The sequence below is a fragment of the Pseudoalteromonas rubra genome (assembly GCF_005886805.2).
In the GTDB taxonomy this organism is placed as follows: Bacteria; Pseudomonadota; Gammaproteobacteria; order Enterobacterales; family Alteromonadaceae; genus Pseudoalteromonas; species Pseudoalteromonas rubra_D.
Map to the genome: position 1 here is coordinate 4361366 of NZ_CP045429.1, position 18059 is coordinate 4379424.

The 18059-nt window shown below is 48.5% G+C and carries 19 protein-coding genes and 3 tRNA genes; 11 read left to right on the forward strand and 11 right to left on the reverse strand.

Translation table 11 applies throughout. The features are described from left to right. Positions 1-41 precede the first annotated feature (41 nt). The gene (fkpA, locus tag CWC22_RS18645) at positions 42-818 is read right to left on the reverse strand and encodes an FKBP-type peptidyl-prolyl cis-trans isomerase (RefSeq protein ID WP_049863512.1); all 777 of its coding nucleotides are present in this window, start codon (positions 816-818) and stop codon (positions 42-44) included. A 268-nt stretch (positions 819-1086) separates the two neighbouring features. On the opposite strand from fkpA, the gene CWC22_RS18650 reads away from it, so the two are divergent. Together CWC22_RS18650 and CWC22_RS18655 are read left to right on the forward strand one after the other, a co-directional pair. Next, on the forward strand, positions 1087-2079 hold the full coding sequence (locus tag CWC22_RS18650) for a WD40 repeat domain-containing protein (protein ID WP_138539774.1): 993 nt from the start codon (positions 1087-1089) through the stop codon (positions 2077-2079). Positions 2080-2081: 2 nt separating this feature from the next. Then, positions 2082-2294 carry a SlyX family protein gene (locus CWC22_RS18655; protein WP_010386991.1) on the forward strand — a complete coding sequence of 71 codons (213 nt, stop codon included), beginning with the start codon at positions 2082-2084 and terminating at the stop codon, positions 2292-2294. Between the two features lie 33 nt (positions 2295-2327). On the opposite strand, the gene CWC22_RS18660 is transcribed toward CWC22_RS18655, so the two are convergent. Then, positions 2328-2528, reverse strand: a complete 201-nt coding sequence (locus CWC22_RS18660; RefSeq protein WP_010386993.1) for a YheV family putative zinc ribbon protein — start codon at positions 2526-2528, stop codon at positions 2328-2330. Positions 2529-2700: 172 nt separating this feature from the next. On the opposite strand from CWC22_RS18660, the gene CWC22_RS18665 reads away from it, so the two are divergent. The 7 genes from CWC22_RS18665 (at position 2701) to CWC22_RS18690 (ending at position 10219) form a co-directional block, all read left to right on the forward strand. Continuing rightward, on the forward strand, positions 2701-4623 hold the full coding sequence (locus CWC22_RS18665; RefSeq protein WP_138539773.1) for an ATP-binding cassette domain-containing protein: 1923 nt from the start codon (positions 2701-2703) through the stop codon (positions 4621-4623). Continuing rightward, entirely contained in the window at positions 4617-5060 is a 444-nt protein-coding gene (locus tag CWC22_RS18670; protein WP_138539772.1) for a TIGR02444 family protein, read from the forward strand. Before CWC22_RS18665 ends, CWC22_RS18670 begins: the two co-directional genes overlap by 7 nt. A 118-nt stretch (positions 5061-5178) precedes the next feature. Further along, positions 5179-5319, forward strand: a complete 141-nt coding sequence (locus tag CWC22_RS24460; protein ID WP_010386996.1) for a DUF3149 domain-containing protein — start codon at positions 5179-5181, stop codon at positions 5317-5319. A gap of 463 nt (positions 5320-5782) precedes the next feature. After that, entirely contained in the window at positions 5783-6772 is a 990-nt protein-coding gene (locus CWC22_RS18675; RefSeq protein WP_138539775.1) for a hydrolase, read from the forward strand. A 7-nt stretch (positions 6773-6779) separates the two neighbouring features. Continuing rightward, positions 6780-7025, forward strand: coding sequence for a YheU family protein (locus CWC22_RS18680; RefSeq protein ID WP_125564309.1), 246 nt, complete (start codon positions 6780-6782; stop codon positions 7023-7025). Between the two features lie 98 nt (positions 7026-7123). Then, positions 7124-8308, forward strand: coding sequence for a dipeptidase (locus CWC22_RS18685; RefSeq protein WP_138539771.1), 1185 nt, complete (start codon positions 7124-7126; stop codon positions 8306-8308). 748 nt (positions 8309-9056) lie between these two features. Further along, positions 9057-10219, forward strand: a protein-coding gene (locus CWC22_RS18690; protein ID WP_195879832.1) for an IS3 family transposase whose coding sequence is annotated in 2 segments (ribosomal slippage) — positions 9057-9312 and positions 9312-10219 — 1164 coding nt in all. Because the reading frame shifts where the segments join, the coding sequence is not laid out codon by codon here. Positions 10220-10344: 125 nt separating this feature from the next. Here the strand turns inward: CWC22_RS18690 and CWC22_RS18695 are convergent. From CWC22_RS18695 to nudE, 5 genes are all read right to left on the reverse strand, one after another. Next, positions 10345-10421, reverse strand: a tRNA-Met gene (locus tag CWC22_RS18695). Positions 10422-10557: 136 nt separating this feature from the next. Beyond that, a tRNA-Met gene (locus tag CWC22_RS18700) sits at positions 10558-10634 on the reverse strand. Between the two features lie 136 nt (positions 10635-10770). Next, positions 10771-10847 (reverse strand) — tRNA-Met (locus tag CWC22_RS18705). Between the two features lie 227 nt (positions 10848-11074). Next, complete coding sequence (gene cysQ, locus CWC22_RS18710) at positions 11075-11872, reverse strand: 3'(2'),5'-bisphosphate nucleotidase CysQ (protein WP_125564756.1); 798 nt, start codon at positions 11870-11872, stop codon at positions 11075-11077. Next, positions 11872-12435 carry an ADP compounds hydrolase NudE gene (nudE, locus tag CWC22_RS18715; protein WP_125564758.1) on the reverse strand — a complete coding sequence of 188 codons (564 nt, stop codon included), beginning with the start codon at positions 12433-12435 and terminating at the stop codon, positions 11872-11874. The genes cysQ and nudE overlap by 1 nt, the downstream gene beginning before the upstream one ends. A 61-nt stretch (positions 12436-12496) precedes the next feature. Here nudE and yrfG point away from each other — a divergent pair, with 61 nt between their 5' ends. Beyond that, positions 12497-13153 carry a GMP/IMP nucleotidase gene (gene yrfG, locus CWC22_RS18720; protein ID WP_138539812.1) on the forward strand — a complete coding sequence of 219 codons (657 nt, stop codon included), beginning with the start codon at positions 12497-12499 and terminating at the stop codon, positions 13151-13153. On the opposite strand, the gene CWC22_RS18725 is transcribed toward yrfG, so the two are convergent. Then, positions 13154-13774 (reverse strand): dUTP diphosphatase, encoded by a 621-nt coding sequence (locus tag CWC22_RS18725; protein ID WP_125564762.1) that lies wholly within the window; start codon positions 13772-13774, stop codon positions 13154-13156. It lies immediately after the preceding gene. A gap of 131 nt (positions 13775-13905) precedes the next feature. Between CWC22_RS18725 and CWC22_RS18730 the strand changes: the two genes are divergently transcribed. After that, on the forward strand, positions 13906-14547 hold the full coding sequence (locus CWC22_RS18730) for a peroxiredoxin-like family protein (RefSeq protein ID WP_125564764.1): 642 nt from the start codon (positions 13906-13908) through the stop codon (positions 14545-14547). A 28-nt stretch (positions 14548-14575) separates the two neighbouring features. Here the strand turns inward: CWC22_RS18730 and CWC22_RS18735 are convergent, their stop codons facing one another. From CWC22_RS18735 to CWC22_RS18745, 3 genes are all read right to left on the reverse strand, one after another. After that, entirely contained in the window at positions 14576-16912 is a 2337-nt protein-coding gene (locus CWC22_RS18735) for a fatty acid cis/trans isomerase (protein ID WP_138539813.1), read from the reverse strand. Further along, on the reverse strand, positions 16912-17283 hold the full coding sequence (locus CWC22_RS18740; RefSeq protein ID WP_125564768.1) for a hypothetical protein: 372 nt from the start codon (positions 17281-17283) through the stop codon (positions 16912-16914). Before CWC22_RS18740 ends, CWC22_RS18735 begins: the two co-directional genes overlap by 1 nt. 77 nt (positions 17284-17360) lie before the next feature. Continuing rightward, complete coding sequence (locus CWC22_RS18745) at positions 17361-18026, reverse strand: SDR family oxidoreductase (RefSeq protein ID WP_138539814.1); 666 nt, start codon at positions 18024-18026, stop codon at positions 17361-17363. Positions 18027-18059 lie beyond the last annotated feature (33 nt).

Below are 18059 nucleotides of genomic sequence, written 5' to 3' on the forward strand. Positions count from 1 at the left end.
GCTTTCAGTTGCCTCACCTTTAGATGAGGCATCAGCAGGCATTACTCTGAGTCGTGCGCGTGATCGTGGCCGTGCTCTTTCTCTTCCTGAATTTCCAGCAGCTCTACTTCAAAAACTAAGGTTGAGTTAGCAGGGATTTTACCCAGGTTGCGCTCACCGTAGCCCAGTTCTGAAGGAATAGTGAACTTGTACTTAGAGCCAACCGCCATCAGCTGCAGACCTTCAGTCCAACCCGCGATAACCTGGTTCAGTGGGAAAGTAGCTGGTTGGTTACGCGCATAAGAGCTGTCGAACTCAGAACCGTCAAGCAAAGTACCTTTGTAGTGTACTTTCACGATGTCCGTTGCAACTGGCTTTTTACCTTCACCTTCGCTCAGTACTTCATACTGCAGACCCGAGTCAGTGACGTTTACGCCATCTTTCTTCGCGTTCTCAGCCAGGTACTCAGCACCTTCAACTTTGTTCTTCTCAGCATCAGCTTGTGCTTTCGCTGCTTGCTTTTCACGTACAGAAGAATCCAATGCAGTCAGTACTTCACGAATTTTCGCTTCGTCTAGTTTTGCATTTCCATCTAGTGCGTCTTTAAATCCACGCATGATCAGTGCCTGGTCCAGCTCAATACCAAGCTCTTTTTTATCTGCCATATCTTTTTGCAGGAAGTTACCAACGGATGCACCGATACCATAAGCTTGCTGCTGAACTTCAGTCTCCAGCTTTACTTCTGCAACTTGCGCTGTTTTTTCTTCTGCTTTTTGGTTACAAGCGGTCAGTGCCAGAACCGAGGCAGCCACTAAAGATAACTTAATTGTGTGTTTCATGTTTTCTCTCCGACAAACCCAGGCTCAGAGTCAAATATCACTATCCTGGTTGGGTGTCTTTGTTAAAATTATATTAATCTTAAAAAAGGGTGGATGTCACATTACCATCCGTAGCGCATAAAGCCAAATTTCTCTTTTTGACGCAAAATTCATTTCGAGATCGGCGACATTGATATACCGATAGGCTAATATCAGTTTTGTGACCTCTACAAATTACCCATTAGTCTACTCGGTGCAAATCATGGAGTTAAGAGGAAATACCGATTTTATGCCCAAATTTTTATGGCGCAACGCTCAAACTGCTTTAATTATCACCGCATCACTGTTATCTGGTTGTTCAACAGACAGTTCAGATGCATTGCTGACCGTTGAACATGCCGCACGTGGTGCATTCGCCGCGGCTATTTCACACGATGGGCGTTACAGTTTAGTGTCATCCATCGAACATGGCGTGGTTTTATGGGATAACACCACCCATGGTTTAAAATATCAGTGGTCCCAGTCGCAACAAGCGGATGAACTGGTGCACTCTCTGGCCATCGCCCATGACAACTCCAGTGCCGTCACTGCAGCCAACGATCGCTTTGCAATCTGGCGCTTGTCCGATGGACAAAATGTTGGTTATTACCAGATTGAACAAGGCACCATTCGCGACATCGCCATCAGCAACGAAGGCCGTTATGTCTTATATGGACGCAGCGACAATGTGGTTGTGCATCTCGACTTAGAAAGCGGCAGACGCATAGAGTTCCTTGGCCACCAAGAAAAAATTAACAGTATTGCTTTATCACCCAATGGCCACTTTGCGTTAACCGGCGCAAATGATTACAGCGCTTACTTTTGGGATACCCGGACCGGCCAGGTTATCCATAGATTCAATCACCCCAGCCGGGTCACTAGAGTCGCCTTGGATCCCCAGGGACGTTACGCGTTTACAGCAGACAGTATGAAAAAGGCCAGCATCTGGCAACTCGCATCAGGTGAAATCAAAGCGCAATTACAGTATATTGCGCGGCAGAAAATATTCAGTGCCGTGCGCTTTAATCAGGATGGGCAATTAATTGCAACGGGCTCGCCAAACAGACAACTGACCCTGTGGCAGGTTGATAGTGGTGAAAAGCTGGCGACCTGGCGCGTCAAGCCACGCGAGGGAAGCCGGCCTAAGTCTGCTGTTGTCTTTGATGTGGCGTTTACCGGGAATGATGAAACCCTGTTGACAGAGAGCTCCAGCGGCCTGTTAGAACAATTTGCAAGAGAGTAATCATGACAGACCTCGAAGATCGCATTAACGAACTGGAAGCCAAAGTAGCATTTCAGGACGAAACCATAGAAATTTTAAACAACGAACTGAGTGCGCATCAGGCACGTCTGGCAATCATGCAGCGGCAGATTGAGTTACTGGCAGAAAAAATCAAAGAAGGCAAAGATCCGGGCATGATGCCCCAGCATCAGGAGCCGCCTCCACCACATTATTAGCCTGACTACGGAGCCAAGCCATTTGAGCTCCGGTTATTCTGGCCTGAATACCCCGATAACCTGCTCAAACTGGCGTGTTGAGGCCTGAACAGCTTCTTTCGGCTGTGTCATGATATGACCACACTTCACACATTCCACCTTTTCCACGTCATGCTCTTTGTACAACATCATGACATCAGCTTCGTGACACTCGGGACAAGATGCCCCTGCAATAAAGCGTTTTTTCTTTCTCACCTTTAGTTACCTCAGGTTAGCTAATCCGTAAACGGGTCAGTTGACGATTCATATCACGGGCTGCGCGCCCTGGTTGGCTATTTTATCCTATATTCTCCGCTGTTGATACGCTTGGAGTGTCCGTAGGGATCCGTGTTATGATGGGCGCATTAGTAAACAGTGATGTAACGGTATGATCCAGCTTTCGAATATTGAACTTATGCGCGGTGGTAAAACGCTGCTTAAAAATGCCAGCGCCACCTTATTTCCACAACACAAAGTGGGTCTGGTCGGTGCCAATGGGTGTGGCAAATCCTCCTTGTTTGCGTTGCTCAAATCAGAATTACATCTGGATGCGGGCGAGCTGCAAATTCCGAAAGACTGGTCCATTGCATCCGTAAAGCAAGAAACGCCTGCACTGGCTATCAGTGCACTGGAATACGTGCTACAGGGTCACCCCGAATATTATGCACTGCGCAGTGCGCTGCACAGTGCCGAGGCGTCGGGTGACGGCGCCGAGCAGGCTCGCCTGCATCAGCAGATAGAAGTAGTTGGCGGCTATGGAATAGAAGCCAAAGCCGGTGAGTTATTACATGGTCTGGGATTTAGCAATACACAATTGGGTGATGCGGTCAGTGCCTTTTCTGGTGGCTGGCGAATGCGCCTGAACCTCGCCCAGGCACTGATCCGTGATGCCGACCTGTTACTACTGGATGAGCCAACCAACCACCTCGATCTTGACGCCGTTTACTGGCTGGAACGTTTCTTAAAAGCCTATCAAGGTACGTTAGTACTGATCTCACACGACCGGGAGTTTCTCGATGCAGTGGTCGATCAAATCTGGCACGTAGATCAACAGCAGCTCAACGTGTATAAAGGCCACTACTCCCAGTTTGAACGTCAAAAAGCCGAGCGCATGGCGCAGCAACAGGCATTATACGAAAAACAGCAAGCCACCATTGCCCACCTGGAACAGTTTATCACCCGGTTTAAAGCCAAAGCCAGTAAAGCCAAGCAAGCACAAAGCCGGGTTAAGGCCCTGGAGCGCATGGAAAAGCTGGCGCCCGCCCATGCTGATTCACCGTTTAGCTTTGAATTCAGTAACCCGGATAGCATGCCTAACCCGCTGATGACATTAGATCAGGCTCAGGCCGGATATGGTGAGGTGACTATCTTACACAAAATCAAACTCAATCTGGTGCCGGGTAGCCGTATCGCCCTGCTGGGCCGCAATGGTGCAGGTAAGTCTACGCTGATTAAACTGCTTGCCGGTGAACTATCACCTCAGGCGGGAGACGTATTCCAGCATCAGGGGCTGAAAATTGGCTATTTCGCCCAGCATCAATTGGAATCGCTCGACCTCTCTGCCAGCGCGGTTACCCACATACAGCGCCTCGACCCACAAGCGAGTGAGCAGTCACTACGCGACTTTCTGGGCGGCTTCGCCTTTAACGGCGACAAGGCCCTGGAGCCAGTCAAACCTTTCTCTGGGGGCGAAAAAGCACGCCTGGTGCTCGCCATGCTGGTGTATCAAAAACCGAACCTGCTGCTGCTGGATGAGCCCACTAACCACCTGGATCTCGAAATGCGTCATGCCCTGGTGATGGCATTGCAAGGCTTTGAAGGAGCTATGGTCACCGTATCGCACGATCGCCATATGCTTAAACATACGGCGGATGAGTATTACCTGGTCGATCAGGGTGAAGTCAGTGCCTTTGGTTATGACTTGGATGCCTACTACCAGTGGCTACTTAACGCCAACAAAGAAGCTGTGCGCAAAGACAGCAACGAAGACAAAGCTCACTCAAGTGTTAATCGCAAAGAACAGAAGCGACTGGAAGCGGAATTCCGCAAGGCCGTACAACCTCTGAAAAAGTCGATCGACAAGCTGGAGAAAGAGCTCGATAAACTCAGCACTGCCCTTGCAGAGGTTGAAACGGCATTGTCTGACAACGACCTGTACTCTGAGCAAAATAAAGGAAAGCTCAGTGAGTTACTGGCCCAACAAGCTAAACTCACGCCACAGTTAAACGACACCGAAGAGGCGCTCCTTATGGCTCTGGAAGAGCTCGAAGAAAAACAGACCCATTTCGAACAAAGTGGCGAGATATGTTAGACGCTGCAGATTTCTGGACTTATGCCTGCACGCAATATGCGCGCGCAGGCATGCAGGATGCCCTGCTCGCGCTGCAAGATAATGATCACAAAAACGTCAACCTGATTTTACTGTTGATGTACCTGGACGCACGTGATCTGTCACTTCATGCCACACACGTTCAGGCATTGCACGCGCTGTGTGACGCATTTGACCACACCGTTTTGCATCCTCAGCGTCAAATACGCCGCATATTAAAGCAGCAACATCAGCACTATGAGGCGTATGCTGAGCTGCGCCGGCACATGCTCAATGCAGAACTGGCCCAGGAAAAGTGCCAGCAAACTATGCTTATTGACTACCTCAATCAGCAATCACCACAGCAAGACCCGCATCCAGATAACCTGGTACACTACCTGACTCCTACCCAACGGCTCACTATCCCCATAAAAACATGATCGGGATCAAGCAATTTACCGAGTCCTGTATAGGGCCCCCGGAAACTTGATCTTGATCATATCTGCTCTGTGCATGCTCGACTAAGATTACTTCATCGACAAATCAGGAGGCACAGACATGAACGTATTCTTCAGAGACTTTTTTACTGACCCAGTGTTATTTCTCTCTTTCGGCATCTTGGGCGTGGTAATCGTACTGTGTTGTTTCTACGTCTACTACTTCATCAAGAAAGTGCAAGAAGCAGAAGTACCTGAGTAAATCGTCGACACTCTTTTATGTTATTCGAAACATGTTGTTGAAACGTTAAGCAATTAGTTCCCGTTCTAGAATTAAGCACGACGCACAAAGCACCTTATCAGCCTGGCTGATCGGGTGCTTTTTATTATACCAATTTCACTTAATACCTGTTCAATTTGAAGGAGCAAATAGGACGCTAACGGCGTTAAAAATTTCTCATTTAGAACCTTATACCTTAGACATAGGTTCACAAATTTTTGTCTGGTTATCGACCCTATTTTCTCGCCTCAAAATAGAACACTTAATTAAGCAAATTGGTATTACCCGAACATTCTTTTGGTTATTTCCCGCAGTTTGATACACTGGTGGCACTTTCAGGCTCATCATCCCCGCTTTTTGATTGGCGTCACACGATGCGATTGCTCTTCTGGGTGCATACATGAGTCTCACCGTCGCAGAGGTATTTACAGGAAATACAAACCACATGTTAGAGCCGTCAGAGTTAACCTTTCAACCCGCCTGGTGGATGCGTAACCGTCACCTGCAAACCATTTTGCCCCGTCTGTTCAGGCCAAACCTGAAAGCCAATGTACGCTACGAGCACCTCGAGACACCCGACGATGACTTTCTAGAGCTGGCCTGGGCGAATAATGGTAATCAACAAGCTCCGCTGGTTGTCGTACTGCACGGACTTGAAGGTAACATCAATAGCTTTTATGCCAAAGGGCTGCTTCGGGCACTGACCACTGCTGGGTTGGACGCCGTACTGATGCACTTTCGTAACTGCTCACGTCAGGTGAACCGTCAGGCCCGGGCCTACCACAGCGGTGAAACCGGCGACCTGGCATTTTTACTGCAAACCTTGAAGCAACGCTTTGTTGATCGTCCCTTGTACGCAGTGGGATTCTCGCTGGGCGGTAATGTGCTGGCCAAATACCTTGGAGAACAAGGTCATGACAGCCAGCTGGATGGGGCTGCGGTGATCTCTGCACCCTACCACTTGTCTTCCTCCTGCCAGGTGATCCGCAAGAGCTGTTTTAAACTGTATCAAAAATACTTGCTTGATCGCATGAAGCGCTCTTTTTCGCGCAAGTTTGAACAAATAGAAGATGCACTTCAGATCGGCCGTGATGAGATTCAGCAGATCCGTGATCTGTGGCAGTTTGATGAGCGGATCACTGCGCCATTACATGGCTTTAAAGGTGCAGAAGATTACTATGCCAAAGCCAGTGCGCAACCCTATCTGAAGCAAATAACCACGCCGACCTTGCTGATCCATGCAGCCGATGATCCCATGCTGTCGACCCGTGCGATCCCAACTCAGGCTCAGATCAGCGATCAGGTTACGCTGGCAGTATCGCCGCAAGGGGGCCATGTCGGCTTTATTGCCGGTCGCAACCCACTCAGGCCTGTTTTCTGGCTTGAGCAAATTGTCCCCGCTTATTTGCATTCACTACTAAATCATCGAGTTTAAAGAAGTTATGATCATTCCATATCAGCAACTGGATCCAGCCACGCTAAGCAATCTAATTGAGCATTATGTGCTGCGAGAAGGCACCGACTATGGTGACAGTGAAATCAGTACGGAACGTAAAGTCGAGCAGGTTCATGCTCAGCTTAAGTCAGGAGAAGCATTACTGGTTTATTCTGAATTGCATGAGTCTGTCAATATTGTTTCGAAAGCCCAATTCCAGGCGATGCAGACCGAGGATTACACCTACGACTAATTTCGGTCAGTCCCACGGGCAAACCGACAGAATGGATTGTAGATCAACGCCAACTTGCTACAATCGACACACACTACAAAGAATAACAAGGTCAATCCATGAAGTTACCCGCTACACTCTGCGCCCTGGCTTTAAGCTTGTCGAATGCCTACGCCAGCGACATTAAGGTATCTGAGCGCGCCCACCGCATCGCTCAGCAGAACCTCCTGATAGACACACACATCGACGTTCCTTATCGTATCAAGGAGCACTGGGAAGATGTCACTAAGGCCACGAAAGGCGGCGACTTTGATTATCCCCGTGCGGTGCAGGGTGGTCTGAACGCCCCCTTTATGTCGATATATATTCCTGCGAACCTGGAGTTTGAAGGCAAAGGTAAAAGCTACCAACTGGCAAACCAGCTAATAGATGGCATGGAAGCGCTGGCGCAACGCGCACCAGATAAATTTGCCATGGCCTACAATACCAAAGATATCCTTCGTCATTTTCGTGAAAAGAAAATCTCGGTTGCAATGGGCATGGAGAACGGCTCCCCCATTGAAGGTGATATAAATAACCTGAAGCATTTCTTTGATAGAGGTGTACGCTATATCACTCTGGCACACTCACAAAGCAACCATATTTCTGACTCGTCGTACGACATTCGCCGTAAGTGGAAAGGCCTGAGCCCATTTGGTAAAAAGCTTGTCGTGGAAATGAATAAGATTGGTATGCTGATCGATGTCTCGCATATTTCAGATGCCGCCTTCTATCAAGTGATGGAACTGTCTAAAGTACCCGTGATTGCATCACATTCCTCGTTGCGCAAATACACTCCTGGATTTGAGCGTAATATGGATGACGATATGCTCAAAGCCCTGAAAAAGAATGGCGGAGTCATTCAAATTAACTTTGGTTCAAGCTTTGTTACAGCCAGCTCCCGCAGTTGGTACGACCAACGCAATGAAGCAGAAGCGCAAGCAACCAGTCAGGGCAAAAGCAAAACCGATTTCAGAGCAGCATACCGTGCGAAAAACCCATTCCCGTACGCCACTTTGGAGCAAGTACTCGACCACATTGATCATGTCGTAGAACTCATTGGTATCGACCATGTGGGGATTGGCTCCGATTATGACGGTGTTGGTGATTCATTGCCTATCGGATTAAAAGACGTCTCTACTTACCCTAACCTGGTACAGGGTCTGTTGGACCGTAACTACACCGAAGGACAGATCAAGAAAATACTGGGTGGCAATACCCTGCGTGTATGGCGTCATGCAGAAGAGTACGCAAAACAGTTTTAACCTGCAGTGAGAAGTGGCCCTGCCACTTCTCCTTCTTCCTGCTAAGCTCGATTTCGCTCCCTATATCAACGGCCTTTTTGCACTGCCCCAACTCAGATCAAAGCTACATACGAACAATCATCATTGGCGAATAAACAGCCTGATGAAACCAGACAGAGAAACACTGACATGACAGTAATAAAACTGAGTAAGCGCATTGATAGTCAGAGTAATGAGATAAAACGGAAGAGAATAAGATTAAATAGAATATTAAACGGGTAGTAACGAGAGGGCTTAGATATAAAGTTACAGAAAAATAAGAAGAGTGAACCGACTTCCTTCGGTGAAGACCACTTAAGAAGTGATTGCGGGAGCCCTTGACTTATGAAGAGCGAACCGACGACCTTTCGGTGTTGCCACTTTAAAGTGCTTACCGGAGATTTTTAATTATGAAGAATGAACCAACTACCTTCGGTGTTGCCACTTGAAAGTACTTACAGGAGATTTTGAACTATGAAGAGTGAACCGACTTCCTTCGGTGAAGACCACTTAAGAAGTGATTTCGGGAGCCCTTGATTTATGAAGAGCGAACCGACGACCTTCGGCGTTACCACTCAGAAAGTGGTTGCGGGAGCCCTTGACTTATGAAGAGCGAACCGACGACCTTCGGCGTTACCACTCAGAAAGTGGTTGCGGGAGCCCTTGTTGTGATTCAATAAAACCGGACACTATTTTAGGTGGTATTATTACCACTCAATGAGAGGTGTTTATGACCAGAAAACGTCGTACTTTTACACAGGAATTTAAGGTGGAAGCCGCCGCCTTGGTACTCGATAAAGGATATTCAGTGCCCGAAGCATGCCGATCTCTGGATATTGGTGAAACGGCTTTGAGGCGCTGGATCCAGCAGCTGAAGCAAGAGCGTGGTGGTGAAACACCCCAGTCCAAGGCTCTAACGCCTGAGCAGCAGAAAATTCAAGAACTTGAAGCACGAATTGATCGCTTGGAACGTGAAAAGTCCATACTAAAAAAGGCTACAGCTCTCTTGATGTCAGACGAGATGAACAATACTCGATAGTAGACCAGTTAAGTGAGCTTGAGCCTGTTGAATTGGTCTGCGAAACCTTTGATGTTCCACGTTCGAGTTATTACGACTATAAACATCGAGTGAAGTCTAACAATACCGATGAACTTGCGTTACGAGCTAGGATAAACGAGTTATTCACATTAAGCCGGAACTCAGCGGGAAGTCGAACAATCATGGCGATGCTGGCTGACTCAGGAATAAAAGCAGGCCTTTTCAAAATCAGGCGCGTTATGAAGGATATGCAGCTCATATGCAAGCAGCCAGGTTCACATAGCTATAAAAAAGCAACCGTTGAACGGCTGGATATACCTAATCGTCTAAACAGGGAATTTGATGTTAGTTCGCCAAATCAAGTGTGGTGCGGTGACATTACCTATATCTGGACCGGAAGAAAGTGGGCCTATCTGGCTGTAGTATTGGATTTATGCACACGCAGTGTAGTGGGCTGGGCTATGTCTCATCAACCAGATGCCAACTTAGCCGTCAAAGCGTTAGACAGAGCCTATGAACAACGAGGTCGGCCATCGGGCGTGTTGTTCCATTCTGATCAGGGCTGTCAGTATGTTGCCACAAAGTTCAGGCAAAAATTATGGCGCTATCGTATGACTCAAAGCATGAGTCGCAGGGGGAATTGTTGGGACAACGCACCAATGGAAAGGCTATTTAGGAGTTTAAAAACAGAGTGGGTTCCGTCAACAGGCTATGATTCCTTCAAAGAAGCTGAAAGAGATATGAGTTACTATTTAATGAACTACTACAACTGGCAAAGGCCGCATAGCAACAACGAAATGCTTGCGCCAGCAGTTGCGGAAGAAAAACTTTATTTACTGTCCGGGATTAGTTGACCACTACACCTTGACTTATGAAGAGCGAACCGACGACCTTCGGCGTTACCACTCAGAAAGTGGTTGCGGGAGCCCTTGACTTATGAAGAGCGAACCGAAGACCTTCGTCGTTACCACTCAGAAAGTGGTTGCGGGAGCCGGATTTGAACCGACGACCTTCGGGTTATGAGCCCGACGAGCTACCAGGCTGCTCCATCCCGCGCCTGTATGTTCAACGTTTTACTTCTGTTGAGAGAAGAGACAATCGAATATTCGATTTAACCACTCAAGAAGTGGTTGCGGGAGCCCTTGATTTATGAAGAGCGAACCGACGACCTTCGGCGTTACCACTCAGAAAGTGGTTGCGGGAGCCGGATTTGAACCGACGACCTTCGGGTTATGAGCCCGACGAGCTACCAGGCTGCTCCATCCCGCGCCTGTATGTTCAGTTTTTTACTTCTACTGAGAGAAGGGAAAATCGAATATTCGATTTAACCACTCAGGAAGTGGTTGCGGGAGCCCTTGACTTATGAAGAGCGAACCGACGAACTTCGACGTTACCACTATAAAAGTGGTTGCGGGAGCCGGATTTGAACCGACGACCTTCGGGTTATGAGCCCGACGAGCTACCAGGCTGCTCCATCCCGCGCCTGTATTTTCAACGTTTTACTTCTGTTGAGAGAAGTACTTAAACAGTTCTTTATGAGGCTTAATTTGCCCTAACTCTTTAAGAGGTCGCTATAATATAGAATTGATTTAATATTGCAAGGTATTAATCGAGAAAAGGGCACCAACCGCTCAAAAAGCAGTCAAACCACCCTAGTTTAACGCCCAAATATGACATTTATTGTCTTAGCGGCCAAAACGGCCGCCAGGCTATTGCTCTCTCTGATGCGGATTAATCAGCTTCTGAAACTGCCAGTCGGGATGACCCATCACAATGAAATCGGGATTTTCTGTACTTTCTCTTTGATTGTATGTCAGCGGGTTAAATTCAGCATCCGTGATACAGCCTCCAGCTTCTTCAACAATCACCTGTGATGCCCCCGTGTCCCATTCACCGGTCGGCCCAACCCGTAAAAAGCAGTCAGCCTTTCCTTCAGCCACGATGCACGCCTTAAGCGAACAAGACCCCAGTGCCACCGTATCAAACTGGCTGTTTAAATACTGACTTACAGCCTCAATTTTTTGCCTGCGGCTCACAGCCAGAGTCAGGGTGCTTTTCGGGGCAACAGAAATCGGCTCATCGCGTCCAGCAATACGCTTAAACGCACCACCCTGATGAGTAGCAAAATAGGTCACGTCTTTTGCCGGCCAATGGATCACACCAAGCACAGGCTGATTGTTCTCAATCAGCGCTATGTTGACTGCAAAATCGCCACTTTCAAGAATGAACTCTCCGGTACCGTCCATAGGGTCCAGCAGCCAGTAACGTTGCCAGTGTTGTCGATTCTCTAGCGGGGGAATGGGTGTCTCTTCTGACATGATCGGTACATCTGGGGCCAGGGCTTGAAGCCCAGCGGTCAGTACTTCATTCGAAGCCAAATCGGCAGCCGTCACTGGCGTATGATCTGACTTTTCCCGCGCACCTATGTCGTCTTGCTGATAGATGGCCATGATCGCTTGCCCAGCCTGTTCAGCAAGCGCAATACAGGGCTCTAAAAATGACTGCATTAAGCCTCCGTTGTCAGGTACTGTTGCAGTAACAACAACGCGGCGACACTACGGGCTTCTGTAAAGTCAGGCTGACTCAGTAACCCTTGCCATTGCGACATGGGCCACTTCACCACCACCAGCGGTTCAGGCTCATCACCAGCCAATTGCTCCGGATATAAATCCTGGGCCACTAAAATATGCATTCTGGCATTAAAGTAGCTGGGTGCCAGTGATAAGGTTTTCAAATCACAAAATTGATGAGCGCCAAAGCCAACTTCTTCTTTTAACTCACGATTTCCCGCTTCAATCGGGGTTTCCCCCGGATCAATCAGCCCTTTTGGAAAGCCAAGCTGATAATCATGTGTCCCCGCACAGTATTCTCTCACTAATAGTAGCTCATTTTCGGCTGATATGGGCACTATCATTACGGCACCCCGGCCGCCGCCACGAACACGTTCATACTCACGGCGCTCACCATTAGAAAATGACAGCGACAGTGACTCAACCGTAAAGAGCTTACTTTTTGCGACAACCTCAGAGGCTATTATCTCAGGGGGAATTGGGTGCTTTTTCTGTGACATAGAGATTATTTTGCTATCATGGCGATTAACCTCATCATAAAGCCTTTACAGGTAAAAGCCTATGTTAAATTGGTCAAAGATCGATACTGTGTTGCTGGATATGGACGGCACGTTACTCGACCTGCATTTTGATAATCATTTTTGGCTCGACGTGATCCCAAAAGCCCATGCCGTTAAGCAAGGTCTGACACTCGAACAAGCCCGGGCTGATATTCTCGCGCGCTATGAAGCTGTCATGGGACAGATTGAGTGGTATTGCCTGGATTACTGGCAACAACAACTTCAATTGCCCATTATGGAACTCAAGCGCGAGATCCAGCATCTGATTTCTGTTCGAGAGGATGTACCAGCATTTTTACAAGCATTAAAAGCAGCCGGAAAAGAGTTGATTTTACTCACCAATGCGCACCCGGATAGCTTAAGTCTTAAAGTAGAAAGAACCCAGTTTGACCAATACCTGGATAAATTAATTTCAACGCACAGCTATGGGGTGAGTAAGGAAAGCCAGCAGCTATGGCAACAGGTTCAGGCTGATCTGGGGTTTGATAAAGACCGCACCTTATTTGTCGATGACAGTCTGGCGGTGTTGGCCGCAGCAAAAGAGTATGGCATCGGGCATTTACTGGCCATCGCGAATCCGGATAGCCAGCAACCTCACAACGACATCACTGACTACCCGGCCATTTGCGACTACCGCACGTTACTACCGATCAGCTGATCAGCCTGGGTAGCGTGCTTGCAAGCCCTGATATACCTGCTTAGCAAAGTCTGGATGTTCTGTATCCAGGCTTTTCACAACTTCAACCAGGTGCTCATTGTCTTCTTTACCCTGCCACTCTTTGATGTAGCTACCATCTTTATATCCATGGTCCTGGCGGAAGAAATTCAGGGTGTTTTTACCCACATATCCCCGATATAGATCGTCGATGCTCATACCAATCTGCTGCATACACCCTGCAAAAGCGGCGGCATTGAAGGTTTTGTCGGCCACAGCCGATGCAGCAAGGACTTCCAGCGTTGCCTTAAAATCTTCGGCATACAAAGGCTGAGACAACTCACTATCCAACTGTGCTGCCAGTGCCTCATAAGTCGTTTCACCATCAATGCGCAGTGACAGGCCAAAGTGGAAGATGTCGACCAACTCCAGGATCACTTGCTCAGTATCCGGGGTTTGCTTCTTCCACCACTTCCAACCGTAGTGGTCCAACATTTCTGCACACTCAACCCAGATGGCCCGGTACCATTCAAACCCCTGGCTGAACCATTGCTCATGCACTTTGGTATTCATGGCGTTTTGCATCTCTAGCATCACAACCAGCTTTGCACTATTCGCAGACATATTTGGGCTCTCACTCTCACTATTCAGTCAAAGCGCTATGATACCCACACAGTGGTGCAAATGCCATGATGAAAGCTTTTTTGCTCTGCCCCGTTCTATTAGGAGTCATAAATACATTTTTGAGGTTTTACATGCGATCCATACTTCTTGCGATAACACTCTCAGTCTCGCAATTACTGTCTTTTTCTCTGTCAGCTGCACAAGCCACTAACATCAGTGATCACCCGGAGAAGGTATCCCCCTTGCTTCCTGGCCTCACAGCCCCTGCTTTAACGCTGCAGGATAACAATGCCAAGGCCATCGATCTGAGCAAGCTGTATCAGGACAAAACCACTGTTTTGGTGGTGTATCGTGGTGGCTGGTGCCCCTATTGCTCTCGTCAGTTGGCTGGACTACAAAAAATTGAAAAGCAAATTGTTGAGCTAGATGCACAGATAGTTGCGGTTTCACCGGACAGCCCACAAGCATTGAGTAAAAGTACCATCAGTTCACCCAATTACCGGTTACTCTCAGATAACCAGCTGGCTTTAACTCAGGCACTGGGACTGGCATATTACCTTGATGACAAAACCGCAAAAGCCTATCGCGACCGCATGGGTGTACAGTTTGTCGACCTGGATGGCAAAAGCCGAGTGGCACTGCCAGTACCTGCTGTCTTTGTCATTGATAAAGCGGGTCTGGTACAGTTTCAGTATGCCAACCCCAATTACAAAGTGCGTCTGGAAGAAAGTGTACTGCTAGCAGCAGTCCGTGCCGCCAGTAATCTGAAATAATCATCAGCGGGCCTGAGCCCGCTGTTAGTTACCTGTTTTCCAATCGGTTGTAGTCAAACAATCCGTACTCTACACCCCGCAGGTCACGGGCAACACGGTGCAATAGGTCACTGTATTGCCAAAACTGCGGGTGTGTTCTACGGATCCCAAACGTGGCTTTTAGCATCCGGTAATCCGACTCGCTACGCACCTCACCTAGCTGTTGCACAAAAGCGTCTATATGCGCCTGATTCGGCAGGTGCCAGATAGCTTCCGGGTAGTCACCGATAAACCCTGGTACCACAGTCGCAGTGTCTTCTTCGTACGCACGCTGACCTTCCTCATTCAGCAAACTCGAAATATTAAAGTGCGCATTGTGGTGGATCAGGGTGTAGGGCTGATGCTCGCCTTTGCCATCAACAGCCAAAATAAACGACACCTGAGGCAGCTGATTAATCGCGCGCACGGGCAGTGTATTGAGTGGTTGCAGTGCTGCCGGAACGGCGGTGTAATCGTAGGCCTCATTCAGAACCGGCTTCAGGTGCGCTTTTAACATGTCATACAATTCTGCCTGTGGGTCATCGCTGTGATAGTGGATCCCAGACGGCGCCCCCAGTAATGACTTGCGATTAATGAACTCACTGAGACTCAAATGAGATTTACGATACCAGTGCTGTTTAATCGCCTGACGCTGACTCAGCGGCAGTAAATTCAGAAAGTTCTGCTCGCCTTCAAGACGCAAAAAATCCATATATAACCGAGTCACCAACTGATGACCAATATTCCCATACACATCAAAGCCCGCGACCAGTAAGTAATGGATCCGCTCAAACAAAGCATAATCCAGCACCCAGGTCGTTTTGGGAGCTTGCCCAATGAACCCTTTCACCACGGTGGCGCTGTCAAAGTGGCGGAATATGGTCAATGCGGCATTCTGATTGTGTCCTTCTCCTTGCCAGATCAGGTCAAGGTTAAGCTGCTTGCCATCGGCAAATACCTGATTAGACAGGGCCGTTTTGGCTTCCAAATAATCATGCTGGCGCTTGGCATACTTCGCCCAGCTCGATAAAGGCAAAACATTACTCTGCTCTGCCGCTGGTAGGAGCAAGTCATCATCATGACGGGTAAGCAATTGCGCCACGGCCGGCGACGCATTTTTCTCAGGGTCCACAAAAGCCACCCAGAAGTGGTCGTTGATCACGTTCAGGGCTATCTGACCACGACACACCGGGCCTTTAATAAAACCTTTGACGATCAGTTCCGCTTCATCGAGCATAAATTGATACCGTGACTTCACAGGGATCGCCGCAAACACTTTAAAGGGGTTCGCTGCCAGTTTAGGGGCGTAGCCCGGTAACTGTGGCACCTGATAATCACTGTGAATAAATTGCGTCTGCAAGCGTGCCAGTTTGTCGTCATTCAGTGCCAGCGGCATATGCGTTTTAGACAGGATAGTGCTGCGTACCTGCATAAAACGATAATAAACCCGTGCGATTTTGGGGTCATCAAATGGCCTGACCGTCGCAATAAGTTCAATGGGCTCACCCGGTGGCGTCTTAGAGCGCACTAACTTAAAAAAGGCATCGCCACCCAGGCGGTCAAAATAAGCATTCGCCAGATACCAATGTTCATAAATATAACGGGCGGCAAGGCGAGACTTATTGTCATCCTGATTTAAAAAGCTTTCCCACTTTGCAGCCGCCAATTGCTCATTCGCATTGGGTGGGGCAATCTGGCTCATCGGCGAGCCTTGCTTGATCCATTCAGTGAGTTGTGTAAATTCACTGTTCGTTAGTGCCGGCAAACCATAGGGCATACCTGCATGCGGCTGCTCTTTAGCATAGTCTGGATACTCATCCATCGTCGGACAGGTCTGCGCTCTGTCTAATGAAAAGTCATAGTGTTGAGGCAACAGCCCTTGCTGAGCAAACGGCTGCGTATGTTTGAGCAGTAAGCTATTATACAGCACACTGCCATTGAGGTTGGCATACTCCGTTTGTACGCGCTCATTGAGAATAGGGGTAAAACCCTTCTCACGCCATTGTGATGTAGACTGCGCATCAAACAGTAAGCGGGTTGGAGATTCGGCCAGCAAGCGGGTGCCATCATACACTCGGGTTTTACTTACCCCCCGATCTATGCCTTCTGGTGAGCTCAATTTAAGCTGACAGGGCGCATCATAACAGCCATGGCATACCACACACCGGGTATCCAGAATTGGCTTAATATCACTTAGGTAAGCCGCGCCGTGCGGCTCTGATTGCGGTTGGATACGCTGTTGCACCTGCTGTGGTCCAAACAAATCATCGTAATGATTCATACCCAATGCCACACACCCGCTTAAAAACGTAACTAAGCCAATCAGTATCCAGCCCGATCTGCGCATTACTCATCCTCTTCGTCATCAAGCCCTAAATCGAATGTGGGCATCATTTCCATTGGTGGAGAAACAAACACAACCTCGCTTTCACAGCTCAATACGGCACTCAGTACCGGACCGTGATTAAGCAACAACTGCGCCTGGTGGCCATGGCTCAAAACCTCAGCCACTTGGTGTTCGATATTACTGACTTGATAACCTTCAAGTGGAATACTCACACTTTGCTCGGGGGCGGGGTTCTGACAAAGATTGGCCAGTAGATTGGCATCCAGAATAACTTCCAGTGTCAGGTCAGGCTGCGCGATATCGCGCTCAGCCAGATTATCATCCAGTTTAAACAGAGGCAGGTTTAGTGGGGTGTTTTCTTGAAGTTCCATGAAAATTAGCTCATTTATGCAAATACCTGCCCGAAGTTTAGCACAAATTTGCCCCTTTCCGGTGTACTACCCGGCACTTACCAAGGCAGACGATCACCATTGGCATGCCAAAATCCACCACTGGTTTCTAATTTCAACTCATCGATGCGTTGGATCAAACGCTGTGCAGCCTCCGCGGGAGAAATATCACCCGCATAATTGACCATTTGGGTCTGCACAAACCCTGGGTGTAGTAGCGCCACAGCAATCCCATGCGGCTTTAGCTCATGCGCCAGACTCACCCCAGCCGCATTCAGCGCCGCTTTGGACATACGATAGCCTATATAAGCACCCGAGCCATTGTCCTCAATGGAGCCCATTCGGCTGGTGATCATCGCCACCTTGCCCCCCGCAGTTAGATTGCGCAGCAACGCATGCGTAACACGCACTGGTGCGACGGCATTGACCATCAGCTGCTGTTCCAAAGTGGTAAAATCCATCTGTTGCAGGGTTTCATTGTGAAAAATGCCAGCATTATTAATCAGTATGTCAATAACCTGGTCTCCAAGAGCTGATGACAGTGTGCGCACATCTTCGGCAATACTAACGTCAATGCCATCAAGGACTGTCACGCCTAGCGACTGAAGCTCTTCCGATGTACGACGCACTAAGGCCGTTACCCGATCACCCGCTGCTACATAATGTCGGCATAACTCCAAACCAATACCACGGTTAGCGCCGGTGATCACCACATGTTTTGACATACCTTTCTCCTCGTTTATTTATCTGCGCTCACA